This window comes from Streptomyces sp. NPDC052301, from assembly GCF_044593395.1.
GTDB lineage: Bacteria > Actinomycetota > Actinomycetes > Streptomycetales > Streptomycetaceae > Streptomyces.
Genome location: NZ_JBIUBE010000001.1, coordinates 439,050 through 457,404 on the forward strand (window position 1 = coordinate 439,050; position 18,355 = coordinate 457,404).

Sequence of the window (18,355 nt, forward strand, 5' to 3'; positions counted from 1 at the left end):
CAAAGAACCCACGCGTCTCGGGTAGCCGGCCCGGGAGCGGGTACGCGAAAGCCGCTCACCTCCGAAGGACGGAGTGATCCCATGGTCGGCAGTCGGGCATACAGCCTGTACCACCGCTACTCCGACCGAAAGGGCAGCCTTCCGGGGGGCAGTGCCGGGCGGCACCCCACGGCCACGCGCAGGGGGCCCCGCCTGCCCGCTCGCACCCCGGCCGACCATGCCCTCCCCGAACTGTTCGCGCTCTCCCGCTCCCTTTTCGACGCCCCGGACGAAGACGAGATCCTCCGCGTGGCCATGGACCGCATAGCCGCCGCGGGGCCATACCGCGCCGAGGCCGGATACCTCAAGATGGGCGACGACCTGGTCCCCAGCCCGAGGAACAGGCAGCCGCATGCCTTGGCCGTGGGCCGGAGGGTGCAGGAGCTGGCCGGGCAGGACGGCAACGTGACCGTAGCCGGCAGGCCCTGGGGCCGGGCCCTGGGGCTACGCGGACCTGGGGGACTCCACGGCTACCTCGTGGTCACGTCCTCCCGCTCCCGGCCCACCGTGGCCGAGCGATCCCTGCTCGCCCTGCTCGTCCGGCACACCACTGCTGCACTGTCGGTCGCCTTCGCACACCGCCGCCAACGCGAGGACGCGCTGGAGCTGCGCCGGCTCAGGGAGGAACGCACGGCCCTCCAGCGGCAGCTGATCTCTGTGGTGGCTGAGCTGGGCTACGAGCGAGCCGTTCACGCTCTCATGGCCGACGTCGCTGCCTCGGGTGGCGGCGACGAAGCTGTCACCCGCGCACTGCACGGGCTCACTGGACTTCCCGCGCTGGTCGAGGACCGCTTCGGTCGGCTGAGGTCCTGGACCGGCCCCAGCCGCCCCATCCCCTATCCCGAACCGGACCCCGTGCGCCAGGACGAAATGCTGCACGCCGTCGCCAGAGAAACCGGACCGGTGCGGATAAGGGACCGGCTGATCACCCTGATCCGCCCGCACGGCGAGATCCTGGGCGTGCTGGCCCTGGTCGACGCCCGGGACGAGGCCGACGAGCACACCGTGCTCGCGCTGGAACACGCCGCCACGTCGCTCGCACTGGAAATGACGCACCTGCGCAATCTGGCCGAAACGGAGCTGAGGCTGCACCGCGAGCTGGCCGACGACCTCCTGGCAGGGACGGACGAACCGAGCGCCTACGCCCGGTCCGAGGCGGTCGGACACGACCTGCACCGCAGCCACTACATCGTCGTGGTGCAGTGGTCGAACCGGACCCCCGACGATTCCTTCGCACAGACCGTGGGTCGGGCGGCCTCTGCCGTGGGCATGCGCTCGCTGCTGACCCGCCGCTCCGACCACGTCGTCCTCATCGCCGACGAGAGGCCGCACGCCCGCGCGCTGTACGAGGCGCTCGCCCGGGAGACCGGAACACGGTCCGGGACGATCGGGGTGAGCGCCCCTTCCGACTCCCTGATCGACATCCCCCACCACTACCAGGAGGCGCAGCGCGCCATGGACGTGCGCCGCCACTCCCGCGAGCGCTACGGCACGACGTTCTTCGACGAACTCGGCCTCTACCGCATCCTGGGACCCGGCAACGATTACCGGGAACTGGAGGCGTTCGTCGACGAGTGGCTCGGGCAGCTCATCGACTACGACTCCCGGCACCACACGGCCATGGTGGAGACCCTGTCCCGGTACTTCGACTGCGGCGGCAACTACGACGAGACCGCCGACTCCCTCGCCATCCACCGCAGCACGCTGCGCTATCGGCTCCAGCGCATCCGCGACATCAGCGGCCACGACCTCGCGAACGTCGAGGACCGGCTGAACCTCCAGGTGGCGACCCGAGTGTGGAAGATCGTGCTGGGCGGACCGGGCTGACGCCTCTTGGGAACTGTTGCGCCGAGCGGTGTCAGTAGCAGTTGGGGCGGGCTGCCCTGCTACAGCGCTGCAGTGGGTGGGTGGCCCTTCCTCGGCTGGATCCAGCGAGGTCGCGTCGCGTCAGAAGACGGGGGCCTTGGTTCATCACCGCCATCGCCATGATCGGCGGGGCCTTCCGCACCGGCCTCGGAGGGGCCGAGAAGGTGTCCGACGCCGCCTGTGGCCCACGGCAGCGGGAGCGTCAGCGGATGCTGCGGCAGGTGTCGCGGCCGGAGCGAGGCGAACGCAGGGGGCCGGACACCACCGACGGGTGACGTCCGGGCCGCGGCCCGGGCGTCACAGGGCGATGACGTGGAGGTCGACCAGGTCGAGCAGCGCCCGCAGAGCCGCGCTGGGCCGCCGGGTCGACGACGTGCCGAGATGCATGCTCCAGCGGAGCATGGCGTCGTGGACGTCCAGGACGTGCAGGCCGGGGGTGCGGGCAACGGCGAACGCGGGCAGGAAGGCGATGCCCAGACGGTGCCGGACCAGCGCCGCCCCCATGTCGATGTCGGGCACTTCCAGTGCCACCCGCCGTACGACGCCCGCCGCCGCGAACGCCCGGTCGACCACCTCCCGGTTGCCGTAGCCCGGCGGGAAGTCCACGAAGGGCTCCCCCGCGAGGTCCGCGAGTGCCACCTTTCCCCGCTGGGCGAGCGGATGGGCGGCGCTCACCACCAGGACGAGCGGCACGGTGGCCAGCTCCCGTGCGTCGATCCCGGCGGGCTTGCGTTCGGGCAGCGACAGGAAGGCCACGTCCAGGTCGCCGTTGAGCAGCGCGTGCGCCAGTCCCGCCGATCCGGTCGTCGCCAGCCGCAGCCGGACGTCGATCGCCGGGTGCCGCGCGTGCAGCTGCCCGAGAAGCGCGGGCAGGTCCACCACCTCGACCGAGGCCATGGCGCCCACGTTCACCGTGCCGCGCAGCGTGTCCTGTGCGGCACGCACGGCGTCCTGGGCCGTCTGGGCGGCGTGCAGGGTGGCCCGAGCCTCCGGCAGCAGCGCCGCGCCCGCCCCGGTGAGCCGGACCTGCTGCGACGTGCGCTCGAACAGCGCGCAGCCGAGCTCGCGCTCCAAGGAGCGGATCGCGGCGGACACCCCCGACTGCACCACGTGCAGCCGACGTGCGGCACGCGTGAAACTCAGCTCCTCGGCGACCGCGATGAAGTGCTCCAGCTGACGTAGCTCCACACGAGAAGTATCACTCGCATTGCTCGAGCTCAGCAAAAACATTCGTTGGCATTGATCCTGGCTGGTGAGGAGGATGGAAAGCGCCATCCACTTCCGCCCGAGGAGGGGTACCCCTGCCTGCCGTTCCGACGCCGCTGAGCCGTCCCACAGCCGACGCTCCCGACGACCCGACCCACCGGATCCCAGCACCCGCTCCCGCCGGCCTGCCGCCCCGCGCCCCCGCCCGGCGCCGTGCCTCGCACACGACCGGCTTCTGGTTCGTGGCGGTGGCCTTCACCGTGCTGATGGCCTTCGGCACGGCGCCGACCCCGCTGTGGCCGCTGTACGAGGCCCGGGACCACTTCGGCGCGACCACGGTCACGGTGGCGTACGCCTCGATGGTCGTGGGCGCAGCGGCCGCCTTCCTCGGACTGGGCCACCTGTCGGACCGGCTCGGCCGACGACGCATCATCGTCCCGGCGCTGCTGGTCGGCATCGTCGCGTCGGTCGTACTGATCGTGTGGCGGGACCTGCCGGGGCTGATCACGGGCAGGATCCTGAACGGTGTCGGACTGGGGCTGATGGCCTCGACCGCGACGACGTACCTGCACGACCTCCACCACGAGGCCCGTCCGGAACGGACGGGTTCGGTGCTGCCCGGCATCGTGGCCACCGCCGCCAACCTCGGCGGCCTGGCCTCAGGGCCCCTGGTCGCCGGAGCCGTCGCCGAATGGCTTCCCACGCCTCTGATCACCACCCAGGCGATCTTCACGCTCGCCATGGCAGGGGGCCTGGCGCTGGTCTTGTCCACCCCGGAGACCGTGGACCTGGAGCTGCCCGCGACCCGACCGCCCAGCAGGTTCGTCCTGCGCCCCGGCGGCCGGGGGTCGTTCGGCGCGGCCGGCGCGCTGGGCGCCTTCGCCTTCGCGATCCTCGGCCTGATCTCCTCCCTCGGGGCGAGCGTGCTCCACGGCACCCTGCACATCGACTCGCACCTCGTGGTCGGCCTGGCGGCCTTCCTCATGTTCGGTTCCGCGGCGGCCGCCCAGCTGGTGCTGGGCCGCCTCCCACTGCCCCGGCTCCTGACCGTGGGGGCAGTGGCCTTCCCGGTCGGCCTGGTCCTGTGCGCCGTCGCCCTCTACCATCCGGCGCTCTGGCTCTACCTGGTCGCCGTGTCCCTGTCGGGAGCCGGCTCCGGGCTGCTGTTCAAGGGAGGCGTCGAACGTGCCGTTTCAGTGGCCGAGCCCGCCTCACGCGCGGGCGTCCTCGCCGTGTTCTTCGTCGTCGCGTACCTGGGAATGGGCCTGCCCTCCGTCCTGTTCAGCATCGCCCTGCGGCACTTCGCCGTGCAGACCGCGATGATCGGCTTCGCGGCGGTCCTCTCCTGCGGCGCCGTCGTCTCGGTCGCCGTCGCGTTGCGCGACCGCGCACCCGGTCCCGGCGAGCTCTCGGCGCAGTCCGCTCGCCCCTACTGACCTCCCTGCGGCGTATGCGACACCGGTTGTCTGGGAGGCGCGGACCCGGGCACCCGGTGCGGGCGCGCGTGACGTGGATCCGCGGCAGACGGGAGGCCCGAGATGTCTGCGGAATCGGCCAGAACGATCGCGCTCCCCTCCGGTGAGGAGATCGCGGCGCTCGGGCAGGGCACCTGGTACCTGGGCGAGGACCCGGCCGGGCGTGAACAGGAGATCGCCGCGCTGCGGCTGGGCGTGGACCTGGGCATGACCGTCGTCGACACGGCGGAGTTGTACGGCGACGGCGCATCCGAGGAACTCGTCGGGGAGGCCCTCCGGGGACGCCGGGAAGAGGTCTTCCTCGTCAGCAAGGTGCTGCCCGGCCACGCAACCCGGAAAGGCACCGTCGCCGCCTGCGAGGGCAGCCTGCGGCGGCTCCGTACGGAACGGCTGGACCTCTACCTGCTGCACTGGCGGGGACGGTGGCCACTCGAGGAGACCCTTGCGGGATTCACCGACCTGATGGAGGCGGAGAAGATCCGTTACTGGGGCGTGAGCAATCTGGACGTCGCCGGCATGGTCGAGCTGACCACCCTCCCCGGCGGGGACGCCGTGGCCGTCGACCAGGTGTTGTACAACTTCTCCCGGCGTGGCATCGAGTGGGATCTGCTCCCCTGGTGCCGCGAGGCCGGGGTGACGGTCATGGCCTACTCCCCGATCGAGCAGGGGCGGCTGCTGAAGGTCGAGGCTTTGGGTGCCGTGGCCCGGGCCCTCGGAGCCACGCCGGCCCAGGTGGCACTCGCCTGGGTGCTGGAACAGGGGGTGGCCGCGATCCCGCGTTCCGGATCACCCGACCACGTTCGGGAGAACCGCGGCGCGGTGGACCTCCACCTTCCTGCCGAGGCGCTCGACGCTCTCGACGAGGCGTTCCCGCCGCCCAGCGGGCCCACGCCCCTGGAGATGCTCTGAAGGAGTGACAGGGTGGCGCTCTGTGCGGGGCGGTGTCACAACGCCGTGCAGCCTCAGGCGGACGGCCGGCCGAGGGATGCCTACACGCTTCATGCTGCTCTGCCAGGGGAAGAGAGGGCGTTCTGATGTCAAAAACCCGCAGACCAGTCACTGGGAGGGCGTGACCGCGGTGTTCGACCGGCTGCTGTAGCGGTCGCGCCCCGGCGCGTGTCGCCGGACTCGTCTCAGGCCGGGAGGGCCGAGCCGCCCGGGATCGCTCCGCCGAACTCATCTGAACAAGGAAGCAAACCAATACACGGACACCAGCACGTCGACGCCCGCGGCGACGGCTGGACGAAGGTCGTCCTCACTCGGACGGCAGCCCTCACTGACCGCGCGCAGACATGCGCTCGGGGGCGCCTTCGGCCGGGCCTTGCAGTCCGGTCCGGAAAAAGGGATGGGACAGGCCCTGCCGGGTGTCCCAATGCGCTGTCGCCGAACTCCTCGTGGAACGGGCCCAGACGGGACACCTCGCGAGCCATGTCCGCCACAAGCCGGAACGCAGCACGGCGCCGCGCGCGACCCTGCGCCCCGAACGCGGCTGACCGATGGTCAGCCCCTCGCCGGTGTCAGGAGCGTGCGAGCCGGGCCGCGAGATAGGGCGCGGTGGCGCTGCGGCGGGCCCTCGCCACCTTGGCCGGCGGGCCCGCCGCGACCACCCGCCCGCCCGCGTCGCCGCCGCCCGGCCCGAGGTCGATGACCCAGTCGGCGGTGGCGATCGTGTCCAGGTCGTGCTCGACGAGGACGACCGTGTTCCCGGCGTCGACGAGCCGGTGCAGCTGACGCAGCAACAGCGCGATGTCCGAGGGGTGCAGCCCCGCCGTCGGCTCGTCGAGCAGGTAGAGCGCGTGCCCGCGGCGGGCTCGCTGCAGTTCGGTGGCCAGTTTGATGCGTTGCGCCTCACCGCCGCTGAGTTCCGTCGCGGGCTGCCCCAGCCGCAGGTACCCCAGTCCCACCTCGCGCAACGTCTCCAGACTGCGGGAGGCGGCCGGGACGGCGGACAGGAACTCGGCGGCGGCGTCGACGGACAGCGCCAGTACTTCCGCGATGTTCTTGCCGCGGTAGGTGACTTCCAGCGTTTCGGCGTTGTACCGGGCGCCTTCGCAGGTCGGGCACGGCGCGTAGGTGCCGGGCAGGAACAGCAGTTCCACCGCGACGAATCCTTCGCCCTGGCAGGTCTCGCACCGCCCTTCCGGCACGTTGAAGGAGAACCGCCCGGCCGAGTAGCCGCGCGCCCTGGCTTCGTCCGTCGCCGCGTACAGCTTGCGCACCGCGTCGAACATCCCGGTGTACGTGGCCAGGTTGGACCGGGGGGTCCGGCCGATGGGCCGTTGGTCGACCCGGACCAGCCGGTCGAACGACTCGACCCCCGACGCGTCCTGGACGTCGACCTCCAGCTGCGCCTCGTCGGGGTCCTCGGGTACGAGTCCGAGGTGGCCGCGGACGACCTCGCCGAGCACCTGCGTCACCAGCGTCGACTTTCCGGAACCGGACACGCCCGTCACCGCCGTCAGTACGCAGAGCGGTACGTCGACGGACACGTCGTGCAGATTGTGGCGGGAGACGCCGCGCAGGTGCAGCCAGCCGTGCGGTGTGCGCGGGCGGTGATCGAGCGGCTGGGCGCGCCCGAACAGGTACTGGCTCGTGGCCGACTCCCCGACCCGCTCAAGACCGGCGACCGGGCCGCTGTACAGCACGCGTCCGCCGCCCTCGCCCGCACCGGGGCCGATGTCGACCACCCAGTCCGCCCGCCGTACGACGTCCATGTCGTGCTCCACGACGAACAGCGAGTTGCCCGCCGCCTTGAGGCGGTCCAGCACGTCCAGCAGCGGTTCCGCGTCAGCCGGATGCAGGCCCGCGGAGGGTTCGTCGAGGACGTAGACGACGCCGAACAGCCCCGAGCGCAGCTGGGTGGCGATCCGCAGGCGCTGCGCCTCGCCGGGCGACAGGGTCGTCGAGCGGCGCCCGAGGCTGAGATATCCGAGGCCCAGGTCGAGCAGTACGTCGACCCGCGCAACCAGATCGCGGCAGATCCGGACCGCGACCTCGGTCGTCTCCCCGGATCGTGCGGTCGACGTGGTGGCGTCGGCCTCGGACCGCCCCGCGACGGGCCGCAGCAGCGCCACGCCCTCGGTGAGCGGCATCGCGTTGATCTCGGCGATGGAACGTCCGGCGAAGGTCACGGCGAGCGCCTCGGGCCGCAGTCCGCTGCCCTGACAGGCGGGGCAGGGCACACTCCTGACGAACCGGAGCGCCCGTTCGCGCATCTTCTCGCTCTTGGAGTCGGCGAGGACGTGCATGACGTGCTTGCGGGCGCTCCAGAACTTGCCCTGGTAGCCGTAGTCGACGCGGTCCTCCTCCGGCTCGATGTACACGGAGGGCTGCTCGTCCGTGTACAGCAGCCAGTCCCGGTCCTTCTTCCTGAGCCTGCGCCACGGCCGGTCGATGTCGATCCCCAGGCCGCTCACGACACTGCGCAGGTTGGCGCCCTGCCAGGCGCCCGGCCAGGCGGCGATCGCCCCCTCGCGGATGCTCAGCGAGGGGTCCGGGACGAGCAGGTCCTCGGCGACGTCGTGCACGACGCCCAGTCCGTGGCACTCCGGGCAGGCGCCGGCCGCGGTGTTGGGTGAGAACGACTCGGCTTCCAGTCGTGCGGCCCGGGGCGGATAGGTGCCCGCGCGGGAGTACAGCATGCGCAGCAGATTGGACAGCGTGGTGATGGTGCCGACCGTCGAGCGCGAGCTGGGCGACCCGCGTCGCTGCTGCAGGGCCACGGCCGGTGGCAGTCCGGTGATTTCCTGCACGTGCGGTGCGCCGACCTGTTGCAACAGCCTTCGGGCATACGGTGCTACGGACTCGAAGTAGCGCCGCTGGGCCTCCGCGTAGAGCGTGCCGAACGCGAGCGAGGACTTGCCCGAACCGGAGACGCCGGTGAAGGCGACCATCGCGTCCCGCGGAACGTCGACATCGATGTTCCGCAGGTTGTTCTCACCGGCGCCCCGGACATGCACGAAGGGGTCGGTCGCGTCCTTGTTCACCGTTCCTGATTACCTGATCGCGCCGCGAACCCGGTGTGAGACGCTCCCAGGGAACAATCGAGAGTGCTTCACCGTTGATCCGTATGTGGGCGTGAAGGGAACTGTGTCCCCGGGCCTCACCCTTTGCCCATGAGGACGATCGTTCGGCTGAAGCCTTATGGAGCCCCCGCCGCGAGGCGACCGCCCTTCGCGCCCACTCTCGATCGGCCCCGGATGGTGGGGGCAGGTCCTGCACGGGAGAGCACGAGGAGATCTGACCGTACCGCCTGCACCTGCCGGCGGGGGCCAGCGTGTCACGCGGCGTCGGCGTGACCTCGGGGGCATCCTGTGGGCACGGGCGATCGCGCGGGCAGCCGACGAGAAGGAGTCATGCGGGTGTCGTCTCAGCGCGTTACGGTCGTGGCCCTCCTGGCGGATCCGGACGCGCCGACGGAGATCGCGCAGCGCATGGCCCGGATACTTCCTGCTCGGCTCGCCGACAGGTCAGGCCAGGGACGACGGTTCGACGTCGAGGTGGTCAGTGAGCCCTTCACCGCGGGGACCGAGGACCCGCCCACCTTGATGCGCCGGATCATGGACCGCGGAAGTGAGGGGAACTGGGACATCGTCGTGGCTCTCACCGACCTTCCGCTGCACTCACATGGGCGCAAGCTCGTGGTGGATCTGAGTCACGAACACGGCTTGGCGCTGCTGTCTCTTCCCCCGCTGGGGGGATTCCGGCTGCAGACAAGGGCCCGGCAGGCCGTGGAAGAAGCCGTGCTCAGCTTGGCGGGCCCGCAGGCCACTGGGGCTGAGGGGCCTCCGGGAAGTCAGCCGCTGCGGGGGCCCTTCATCAGTCGTCTCGCGCCTATCCATCCGGGCCAGATCGGTGAGGAGGAGATCGCCGATCTGCGGTACGTGGTCAGTGGGCCGCGCGGTTACCTGAGGGTGCTCCTCGGTATGGTCCGCGCCAACCGGCCGTGGCGTTTGGTGCCGGGCTTGTCGAAAGCCCTGGCGGCCGCGCTCGCCACGGGAGCAGTCGCCACAGTGAACTCCACCATCTGGAGCCTGGCCTCCTCCCTGAGCACCCCGCGCCTCGTGATCGCCATGGTCGGGTCCGTCGCGCTCATGATCGGCTGGTTGATCGTGGACGCGAACCTGTGGCATCGAACGGACGAGGTTTCGCCGGAGGCGAGGAGGAGGGCGGCTCTCTACAACGCCTCGACGGTCGTGACCGTGGGTATCGGGGTGCTCGTCTGTTACGTGGGTTTGATGGTCATCAACCTGGTGTGGGCTCTGTTCATCCTCAACGACCGAGTGTTCGCCTCCATGGCACGAACCCCGCTGCATGCGACGGAGTACTGGACGTTGTCATGGTTCGTCGCTTCGGTCGCCACGGTGGGCGGCGCGCTGGGATCGGGCTTGGAGAGCGACGAGGCGATCCGGGCAGCCGCCTACTCCAAGCGCGAACAGGAGCGTCGCAGCGCGCTGCAGGACGACCACGGTGACTAGCCGGTGACCTCAGTCGGAGATGTGCCGTCGGTCGGTGGTCGTCGGGGATCCGGAGATCCGCTGATCGATCGGTGCGTGGTTGTTTCGCCTCAGGGGCCGACGGGGACCCGGACGAACGCCGCCGGAGCGCCGAAGCTCCGCCTGGCGGGGTCGGCGGCACATGACCGTTCCACCTGATCCAGGTGAACGGCCCGCAGAGGCGTGCCGGAGCCCCGGACCCCGTCGCAGAACTTCCGAGAGTCGGGCTCTTTGCGCCCTTTCCCTCTCCACCGTGCCGGGGCATCAAGGGAAGTCACCATGAAAGCAGCGGTATACGAAGGACCGCGAACGGTCACAGTGAAGGACGTACCGGACGCGAAGATCGAACACCCCTGTGACATCATCGTCAAGATCACCACCACCAACATCTGCGGTTCGGACCTGCACATGTACGAGGGCCGTACCTCGTTCGAGTCCGGCCGCACCTTGGGACACGAGAACCTGGGGCAGGTGGTGGAGGTCGGCTCGGCCGTCCGCAAGGTCCAGGTGGGCGAGTACGTGGTCCTGCCCTTCAACATCGCCTGCGGCTTCTGCAAGCAGTGCGAGCAGGGTCTGACCAACTACTGTCTGACCATGCAGCCGGAACCGGCCCTCGCCGGAGCCGCCTACGGATTCGCCGACATGGGCCCCTACCAGGGCGGCCAGGCGGAGCTGCTGCGCGTGCCCTACGGCGACTTCAACGCGCTGCGTCTGGGCGAGGACGCGGCCGAGCGGCAGACCGACTACGTGATGCTCGCCGACATCTTCCCCACCGGGTATCACGCCACCGAGATGGCCCACGTCAAGCCGGGTGACCAGACCATCGTCTTCGGGGCCGGTCCCGTCGGGCTGATGGCGACCTACTCCGCCCTCCTCAAGGGCGCCGGCCGCGTCTGGACGGCCGACCACCAGCCCGACCGGCTGCGCAAGGCGGAGGAGATCGGGGCCATCCCGATCAACACCGCCGAGCAGAACCCGGCGGAGGTCGTCAAGGAGGCCACCCTCGGTCTGGGCGCCGACAACGGCTGCGAGTGCGTCGGCTACCAGGCGCACGACCCCGAAGGACACGAGGACGCCAGCCTCACGCTCAACGGACTGATCGACTCGGTCAGGTTCACGGGCGACATCGGCGTGGTGGGCGTGTTCCTGCCCCAGGATCCCGGCGGCGCGGAAGCCCAGGGCGAGCTGGAGGCCCAGGGCAAGGTCCCGATCGACTTCGGCATGATGTGGTTCAAGGGCCAGCGCATGGGCACCGGGCAGGCGCCGGTGAAGAGGTACAACCGGGCGCTGCGGGATCTGATCGCCGGCGGGAAGGCGAAGCCGAGTTTCGTCGTCTCCCACGAGCTCAGCCTGGACGAGGCCCCCACCGCCTACGAGCACTTCGACGCCCGTGACGAGGGCTGGACCAAGGTGGTCCTGCATCCCGACGGACACGGCAACGGCCACAAGCGGTAAGAGCCCCAGGGCCGCCGTGCCCCCAGTTCCCCTGGACCGGTCCGGGGGACGGGTGGCGATCTGCCCGTCCGCCGGACGGGGCTGGGGCAATCCCCGCGCTCCGGCCGGACCGGAACCAACAGCGATTGCCCGCGCTCCGGCCCGGAGGACGGACGGCGAACGCTCAGCAGCGTCCGCAGTGGCAGCACCCCGTCCAGCGGCTGCGGCCGCCAGCCAGTTCGCAGGCCGTGCGGGAGGTTTCCTTGTCCGACGGCTGCCGCATCTCGACCAGGCCGACACGACCCGGCAGGGCGTTCCGGCCAGGCGGACACCCGTGACGTGGCTGCGGGCCTTCGCGGAGGTCGTGCGATCCGGGCTCACGATCGAGGAGACGCGGCTGGAGCCCCTGCTCGCGCTGCGCACGGCCGCTGGGGTGGCGATCGTCGTCGGGCCGACGCTGTGGATGGTCTCCCCTGCGTATGCCGCGTCCGCCGCCCTCGGCGCCTACTCCGCGGGTGGGGCCACCTTCCAGCGCAGCTGGCGTCCGCGCAAGGTGGTCGCGCTCGGCGCGGGCGCGGGTCTGGCGCTCAGCACCTTCGTGGGCTACCTGGCGGCAGGGCGACTCGTGACGTTCCTTCCGCTGCTGGCCGTATGGGCCTTCGCCGCGGGAATGGCGTGGGCCGTCGGATCGACCGCCGGGATCGTCGCAGCGACGACCGTGGGCAGCATGCTCGTGACCATCACCCTGCCCACGAGCGTCGGGCGAGCCCTGGAGCACGCCGGGGTCATCGCACTCGGAGGCGTGACACAGGCCGTGCTGATCTTGCTGTTCCCGATCCGCCGTTGGGGAGCGCATCGTGACGCGCTCGCCGACGCCCTGGCCGCCGTGGCGGACTACTCCCGCCGGCTGCGGCACGACCCGACCGCCCCGTTCGACCCGGAGCCGTTGATGACGGCCCGGGACGCGGCCGCCGTGACGCCGTCACAAGCCCGCACCCGTCCCCCCGTCCTCCACGGCCCCCGCGGCCTGGCCGAGCGCATTCGGCCGGTCGTCGCCGCGCTCGCCGACCCCGACGTCGGCGCCCCGGCGGAAGGACCCGGGCGGGACCGCGCGCGGGAGTTGCTCGACGCGGCCGCCGACGTCCTGGACGCGGCCGCCCGTTCGATCCGCCGCGGCACTCCCGCCGAGGTGCGGCCCGAGAGCACAGACGTCCTGCGCGTCGACGAGGAGCACGAGGTGCTGGAGGGCCCCGCGCGGCAAGCCGCCGAGCGGCTCGTGGAACTGCTCGGTGAGGCGTTGGAGATCGCCGGGAGCGGCTGCGTGAGCGGGAGGACGCCCACGCCGCCCGGTCTCGCCGGCGCCCAGTTCCTGGTGCGCCCGACGATGCTCCGGCTGGTCCCGGTCGTCGTCCGGGCGGTGCGCCGTGAACTCCGCCGCGACTCGCCCGTGTTCCGGCACGCCGTCCGCCTGGCGGCGGTGGCCACGCTCGGCTATCTGATCGCCGCCCGGCTACCCCTGGGCCACGGCTACTGGGCGCCCATCGCCTCGGTGATGGTGATGCGGCCGGACTTCCACCGGACGTACGCGCGTGCGGTGGCCCGTCTCGCCGGGACGCTGGCGGGAGTCGCGCTCGCCACCGGGATGGTGCGGGCCCTGGGCCCGGACGCCCACGTGTCCGGCGCGCTGGCGGTGGTCTCGGCGGGCCTGTCGTACACGCTGAACCGTACCGGCTACGCGTACTCCCAGTGCTTCACCGCCGCGTACGTCGTCTTCCTGCTCGGCATGGGCGGCCAGGCATGGGAGCAGACAGTCCCGGAGCGGGTGGTGCTCACCCTGCTCGGCGGGGCCCTGGCGATGCTGGCGTACGTGGTGTTCCCCGCATGGGAGACACCCCGACTGCCGGGCCGGCTCGCGGACTGGCTCGCCGCCAACGGCCGCTACGCGGCCGCGGTGCTCCGCAACTACGCCGAACCGACCCGGGAGCATCACGCCGACATGCGCCGGGCACTGCTGGAGAGCAGGGAGGCACGTGCCGCCTGGCAGGAGGCATACGACCGGGCAAGGCAGGAACCGGTCCGCCCAAGGGGTCTGACGTCGCGCGAGGCGCAGGAGGCACAGGAGGCGCTCAAGGGGTTCGGCCGGGCAGCGATGCTCATGGAGAGCCACGTCCCGGGGGCCGACAGCCGTTTCGTCCCCGAGGCGGAGCGATTCGCCGAGGCCCTGGAGACGGACACCTCGAAGGCAGCAGTGGCCGTGCGCGAGCACAGGAATCCGGACTGGGGACGCGTGGAGGAGGCGCTCCACGCGTGGGAGGACGCCGCCGCCGGCAACGGGAGCCCGGTCGTGCGGCGCGAGGCGGAACTGCAAAAACGGGCCTTGGAGGACCTCGCGACAGCCGTGAGCCGCACCCCCCTGGAACGGGACGTCGGCTCTGCTCGCGAGGAGCAGCGGGTGCGGGCGACCCTGGCTGCGGAAGGTGACGGATCAGGGCCCGCGCACCGAGGTGGGTGACGGCGCCGGCGACGGAGAGCGCCGCGCCTCCTGGAGCGGGAAATAGTCTCCCGGCCGCGTCGAGCGCCGCCACACGTACGCCGCTGTCGCCATCACGAGGATCAGACCCGCCAGGATCAGCAGTTCGATCCCCTCGACGTTCCACCGGAAGGACTTCTCCGCCTCGGCCGTCACGAGGAGCACCTTGCGGATGCCGGCAATCAGGCCGACGACGAGGAAAGGCTCCGCATCGAGGGTCTGGTTCCTGATGGTGAGGCGGACGGTGTGGAGCAGCTCGGCCACGGTGAACAGCACAAGGCTGTCGTCCAGGGCGGAGAGAACGACCGTCTCCTCGCCGTACGGCCCCTGGATGACGTCGTGGACGCCCCCACGCTCAGGAGCCCGCGAGCAGTACGAGGCGCGCCGCGACGACGAGGTGGCTGACGTCCTCGAATGCGGGGGCAGCGCGTACCTGCCGCGCCGAGCAGCAAGGTCATGGATCGCCGGCAAGCGCGCTTCAGACGGCGAGCGACTGAAGCAGAGACCCATCTGCTTGCCCGCTACCCGGCTTGCAGCGCATACGGCGCCTCGATCAAACGGCGCGCAAGGCCCGCGCTACTACGACTGGGCCTGGATCCACATCGGCACCGGCAGCCACCGGCACCTGCTCGTCCGATGCAACCGGTCCGCTGGCGAACTCGCCTTCTTCTACCTGTGCTGGTCACCCACCGAAGTCCCCCTGTCCGAACTCGTCCGCGTCGCCGGCATTCGCTGGAGCGTCGAGGTATGCTTCCAGGCCGCCAAGAGCCAGGTCGGACTCGACCACTACCAAGTCAGGCACTGGACCTCATGGCACCGGCACATCACGCTCGCATGCTCGCCCTGGCCTTCCTGACCGCGCTCGCCGCCGACGCGGCCCCCGAACGACCCAGCGATGCGCACGACTCGCTGCCGTCTTCCACCCACCGGCCGTGACAGCGACCAGGCTGCTGCGCCGGTCCACCTGGCGCAGACGCCACCAAGCCACAACCAAACGCAGCCACTACCTACGATGGACTGCCAGCGAACCCACTGGATGGATCACGAAACCGCACTGGAGTACTAGAAGCCCCCGATCTCGCGCTTGAGGATCTTGCCGGTGGGGCCCTTCGGCAGGGCGTCGACGAGCCGGATCTCGCGCGGGTACTTGTACGGCGCCACGCGGTGGCGCACGAACTGGCGCAGTTCCTCGGCGTCGGTCCGGGCGTCGGGACGCAGGGCGACCACGGCGGCGACCTCCTCGCCGAGGAGGTCGTGGCGGATGCCGATCACGGCGGCCTCGGCGACGCCGGGGTGCTCGTAGAGCACCTCCTCGATCTCCCGGGGATAGACGTTGTAGCCGCCGCGGATGATGAGGTCCTTCTTGCGGTCGACGATGTAGTAGTAGCCGTCGTCGTCCACCCGGGCCAGGTCGCCGGTGTGCAGCCAGCCGTCCACGATGGTCTCGGCAGTGGCGTCGGGGCGTCCCCAGTAGCCGGCCATCACGTTGTGGCCGCGTACGCAGAGCTCCCCGACGCCGTCCTGCGGGTCGAGGATGCGCATCTCCACGCCCTCGACGGGGGTGCCGACCGAGCCGGGTTTGCGGGGCCGGTCCAGGTGGTTGAAGGAGACCACCGGCGAGGTTTCGGACATGCCGTAGCCCTCGAGGACCGAGCAGCCGAAGGCGGCTTCGAAGCCGTGCAGCAGCTCGACCGGCAGGGAGGCTCCGCTGGAGATGCACAGGCGCAGCGAGTCGGTCTCGGTGCGGGAGTCGCGCCGGTGCTCGGCGAGCAGGGCCGCGTACATGGTCGGTACGCCTTCGAAGACGGTGACCTTCCGGTCCGCGATGGCGCGCAGCGCCTGGCCCGGATCGAAGCGTGACAGCAGGGTGAGACGGGCACCTGCGATCACGGCGGCGTTCATGGCGCAGGCCTGTCCGAAGGCGTGGAACAGTGGCAGGCAGCCCATCATGACGTCGTCAGGGGTGAGGCGAAGCACGCGCGCGGTGATCTCGCAGTTACGCGCGAGTCCGGCGTGGGTGAGCGTGGCGCCCTTGGGGACACCCGTGGTGCCGGAGGTGTAGAGGATGACGGCGACGTCGTCGCCCCCGCGGGCGGTGGCCGGCTCCGGGTCGGGGTGCCCGGCGAGGAGGTCGACCAGACCTCCGGGGGCGATGGAGACGATCGAGGTCGCGGCGCCGTCCGCACCGCGTCGTGCTTCTTCGGCCGCGTCCTGGTGGGCGAGCAGCAGGGTCATGGTGCAGTCGCGCACGTAGTGGGCGATCTCGCGCTGTCTCAGCAGCGGGTTCATCGGCACTACGACGGCGCCGGCGCGCAGGATGCCGTAGTACAGGACGGGGAATTCGGGGAGATTGGGCAGCATCAGGCCGACCCGATCGCCGGGTCGGACGCCGCGGGCGGCAAGGAGCGCGGCGGTGCGGCCGGCGAGGGCGTGCAGTTCGGCGTAGGTGAGCCGCTGGGCCCCGAGTTCGACGGCGGTCCGGTCGCCGCAGGTGTCGGCGGCGCGGGTGAGGAAGTCGTTGAGGTTCATCCGGGGTTCCTGATCAGCCGCGCAGGGCGGAGGCGAAAACGGCGGAAAGCAGCGCGGGGTTCGGCGCGGTGGTGAAGCGGGTGACGCGTGCGAGGGTGGTGCGGCCGGTGCGGTTGGTGACGAAGTACGGCGGCTTGGGGGACAGCGAGGGACATCCGGTGAACAGGCCGCGCGGGGCTGGGGCGAAGGGGGCGCGCAGCACGGTCTTCTCGATGTCCTCGAGCATGAAGGCGTTGTTGACGAATCCGATGCCGCTGCCGATCGCCTGCCGGGTGTGGCCGGGATGGGCGCCCCACGGGGTGTAGCCGAGCAGGAAGTTGACGCCGGACCAGCTGTTGACGCCGATGGTGCCGTAGCGCAGTTCGGCCAGGGCCCCTTCCACCGCGTCCGGATGGGTCCTCTCGGTCCGGGGGTGGACGATCAGGGTCGCGCCGAGCGTGCCGGGCAGAGTGGCGTTGGCGAAGTCGACGGCGTGCTGCAGGAAGTGCGCGGGGGTCTCGCCGGGCAGGCGGACGACGCCCAGGGCGCTGGCGAAGACCTCGCCGGTGAGCAGCATGTCGTCGCGGTCAGTGATGTCCGGAACCAGGATCCGCGAGTCTTCGGCGTGACATTCGGCCTGCGGGTGCTCCGCGAGCACGGCCTGGAGCCGCTGATGGGCCCCGGGGTAGTAGTCCCTGCGGGCCGGCAGGGCGCGCAGCACCCGCCGGATCTCCTCCAGCAGCAGGTCGGTACCGGGCCAGGAGCGGGGCAGCACCAGCACCTGGCTGGCGATGCAGTTGTGGCCGGAGTTGTTCATCTTGCTGGTGACGATGTGCTCGGCCTGGAAGCGGAAGTCCGCCCTGCTCCACGGCCCCGGCACCACGATGCAGGGGCTGACCCCGCCCAGCTCGCTCGTGAACGGCTTGTCGATCAGCGGGGTGTCCTCGCGGCGGCGCCGCTCGGCGTGTTCGTCGGTGCCCCAGACGATGGCGTCGTGGGTGCGGTCGCTGCCGGTCACATGGATGGAGTCCACGCCGTCGTGGGCGGTGAGGTAGGCGCCTTCGGCGGTTCCGCCGTCCACGAACCGCACCCAGCCGCGCTGGATGTACTCGGCGAAGATCCGCTCGAAGTGCGGGCGCAGATAGGCGTTGACCGGGTTCATCTTGGCGACGACGACCTGGCCCTCGGCATAGAGCTTGTGCAGGATGTCGGTCGCGGTGAGCGCGGCGACGTTGCCGGCTCCCAGGACCAGCGCCACACCAGGACGCCGCGCACCGCCCCGATACGGTCCGGCCGCTCGGCTCCGTGCCTGCTCTGCCGTGATCCCGGCTTGCATGCGGACCCGGGCCGAGTAGCCACCCAGCAGCAGACGGTCCCAGCCGGTGACGGGGAAGACGTCCACCCAGGTACGGCCGCCCCGCTGGTGCACCGCACCTTCGGGCAGCGGTTCGCGGCCCGCGGCCAGGCGTCGCATCACGTGCAGCCGCGCGCCGACGTTCTGGGCCAGCGACCACGGGCCGCCGGCCCAGTCCTCTGCGGCCCACGGGGCGTCGGGGCCGTACCCCTTGGCGTGTGCGCCCGCCGCGGCGAGGTCGGCCGCGCCGTCGCGGATTCTGGGCATGAGCCGTTCCAGCAGATCGATGCGCTCGGTGAGCGGCGCGGTCGCCCAGGACGAGGCGTGGTCACGCAGCTCCTTCAGGGTGCGGTCGAGGACGGGCGTGTCGAGGGCGGGGCTGTTCACGTCACTCCTTGGCGGGGCGGACGAGCGGAGACAGAACGAGGGTTGTCACGCAGCGCGGAGC

The 18,355-nt window shown here is 71.0% G+C and carries 11 protein-coding genes and 1 pseudogene; 7 read left to right on the plus strand and 5 right to left on the minus strand.

Annotation, left to right across the window (positions count from 1 at the left end; genetic code table 11):
* The first annotated feature begins 81 nt into the window (after nt 1-81).
* Nucleotides 82-1,866 carry a PucR family transcriptional regulator gene (locus ACIHEJ_RS01760; RefSeq protein ID WP_400131265.1) on the plus strand — a complete coding sequence of 595 codons (1,785 nt, stop codon included), beginning with the start codon at nt 82-84 and terminating at the stop codon, nt 1,864-1,866.
* 336 nt (nt 1,867-2,202) lie between these two features.
* Here ACIHEJ_RS01760 and ACIHEJ_RS01765 read toward each other — a convergent pair whose 3' ends face one another.
* On the minus strand, nt 2,203-3,093 hold the full coding sequence (locus ACIHEJ_RS01765) for a LysR family transcriptional regulator (RefSeq protein WP_400131266.1): 891 nt from the start codon (nt 3,091-3,093) through the stop codon (nt 2,203-2,205).
* 134 nt (nt 3,094-3,227) lie between these two features.
* Here ACIHEJ_RS01765 and ACIHEJ_RS01770 point away from each other — a divergent pair, with 134 nt between their 5' ends.
* Together ACIHEJ_RS01770 and ACIHEJ_RS01775 are read left to right on the plus strand one after the other, a co-directional pair.
* Complete coding sequence (locus ACIHEJ_RS01770) at nt 3,228-4,547, plus strand: MFS transporter (RefSeq protein ID WP_400131777.1); 1,320 nt, start codon at nt 3,228-3,230, stop codon at nt 4,545-4,547.
* A 102-nt stretch (nt 4,548-4,649) separates the two neighbouring features.
* The gene (locus ACIHEJ_RS01775) at nt 4,650-5,495 is read left to right on the plus strand and encodes an aldo/keto reductase (RefSeq protein ID WP_400131267.1); all 846 of its coding nucleotides are present in this window, start codon (nt 4,650-4,652) and stop codon (nt 5,493-5,495) included.
* A gap of 608 nt (nt 5,496-6,103) precedes the next feature.
* Here ACIHEJ_RS01775 and uvrA read toward each other — a convergent pair.
* Nucleotides 6,104-8,572, minus strand: a complete 2,469-nt coding sequence (uvrA, locus tag ACIHEJ_RS01780; RefSeq protein ID WP_400131268.1) for an excinuclease ABC subunit UvrA — start codon at nt 8,570-8,572, stop codon at nt 6,104-6,106.
* A gap of 369 nt (nt 8,573-8,941) precedes the next feature.
* On the opposite strand from uvrA, the gene ACIHEJ_RS01785 reads away from it, so the two are divergent.
* From ACIHEJ_RS01785 to ACIHEJ_RS01795, 3 genes are all read left to right on the plus strand, one after another.
* Nucleotides 8,942-10,063 (plus strand): hypothetical protein, encoded by a 1,122-nt coding sequence (locus tag ACIHEJ_RS01785; RefSeq protein WP_400131269.1) that lies wholly within the window; start codon nt 8,942-8,944, stop codon nt 10,061-10,063.
* 297 nt (nt 10,064-10,360) lie between these two features.
* Entirely contained in the window at nt 10,361-11,536 is a 1,176-nt protein-coding gene (locus ACIHEJ_RS01790) for a glutathione-independent formaldehyde dehydrogenase (protein WP_400131270.1), read from the plus strand.
* Between the two features lie 313 nt (nt 11,537-11,849).
* Nucleotides 11,850-14,027, plus strand: coding sequence for an FUSC family protein (locus ACIHEJ_RS01795; RefSeq protein ID WP_400131271.1), 2,178 nt, complete (start codon nt 11,850-11,852; stop codon nt 14,025-14,027).
* On the opposite strand, the gene ACIHEJ_RS01800 is transcribed toward ACIHEJ_RS01795, so the two are convergent.
* Complete coding sequence (locus ACIHEJ_RS01800; protein WP_400131272.1) at nt 14,001-14,309, minus strand: phosphate-starvation-inducible PsiE family protein; 309 nt, start codon at nt 14,307-14,309, stop codon at nt 14,001-14,003. The two genes, ACIHEJ_RS01795 and ACIHEJ_RS01800, sit on opposite strands and share 27 nt — an antisense overlap.
* 430 nt (nt 14,310-14,739) lie before the next feature.
* Between ACIHEJ_RS01800 and ACIHEJ_RS01805 the strand changes: the two are divergent.
* Nucleotides 14,740-14,981 (plus strand): annotated as a pseudogene (locus ACIHEJ_RS01805) (IS701 family transposase); the annotation flags it as partial.
* A gap of 126 nt (nt 14,982-15,107) precedes the next feature.
* On the opposite strand, the gene ACIHEJ_RS01810 reads toward ACIHEJ_RS01805, so the two are convergent.
* On the minus strand, nt 15,108-16,574 hold the full coding sequence (locus tag ACIHEJ_RS01810) for a long-chain fatty acid--CoA ligase (protein WP_400131273.1): 1,467 nt from the start codon (nt 16,572-16,574) through the stop codon (nt 15,108-15,110).
* A gap of 13 nt (nt 16,575-16,587) precedes the next feature.
* A complete protein-coding gene (locus tag ACIHEJ_RS01815) occupies nt 16,588-18,294 on the minus strand; it encodes an aldehyde dehydrogenase family protein (RefSeq protein WP_400131274.1) in 1,707 nt (568 codons plus the stop codon).
* Between the last annotated feature and the right edge of the window lie 61 nt (nt 18,295-18,355).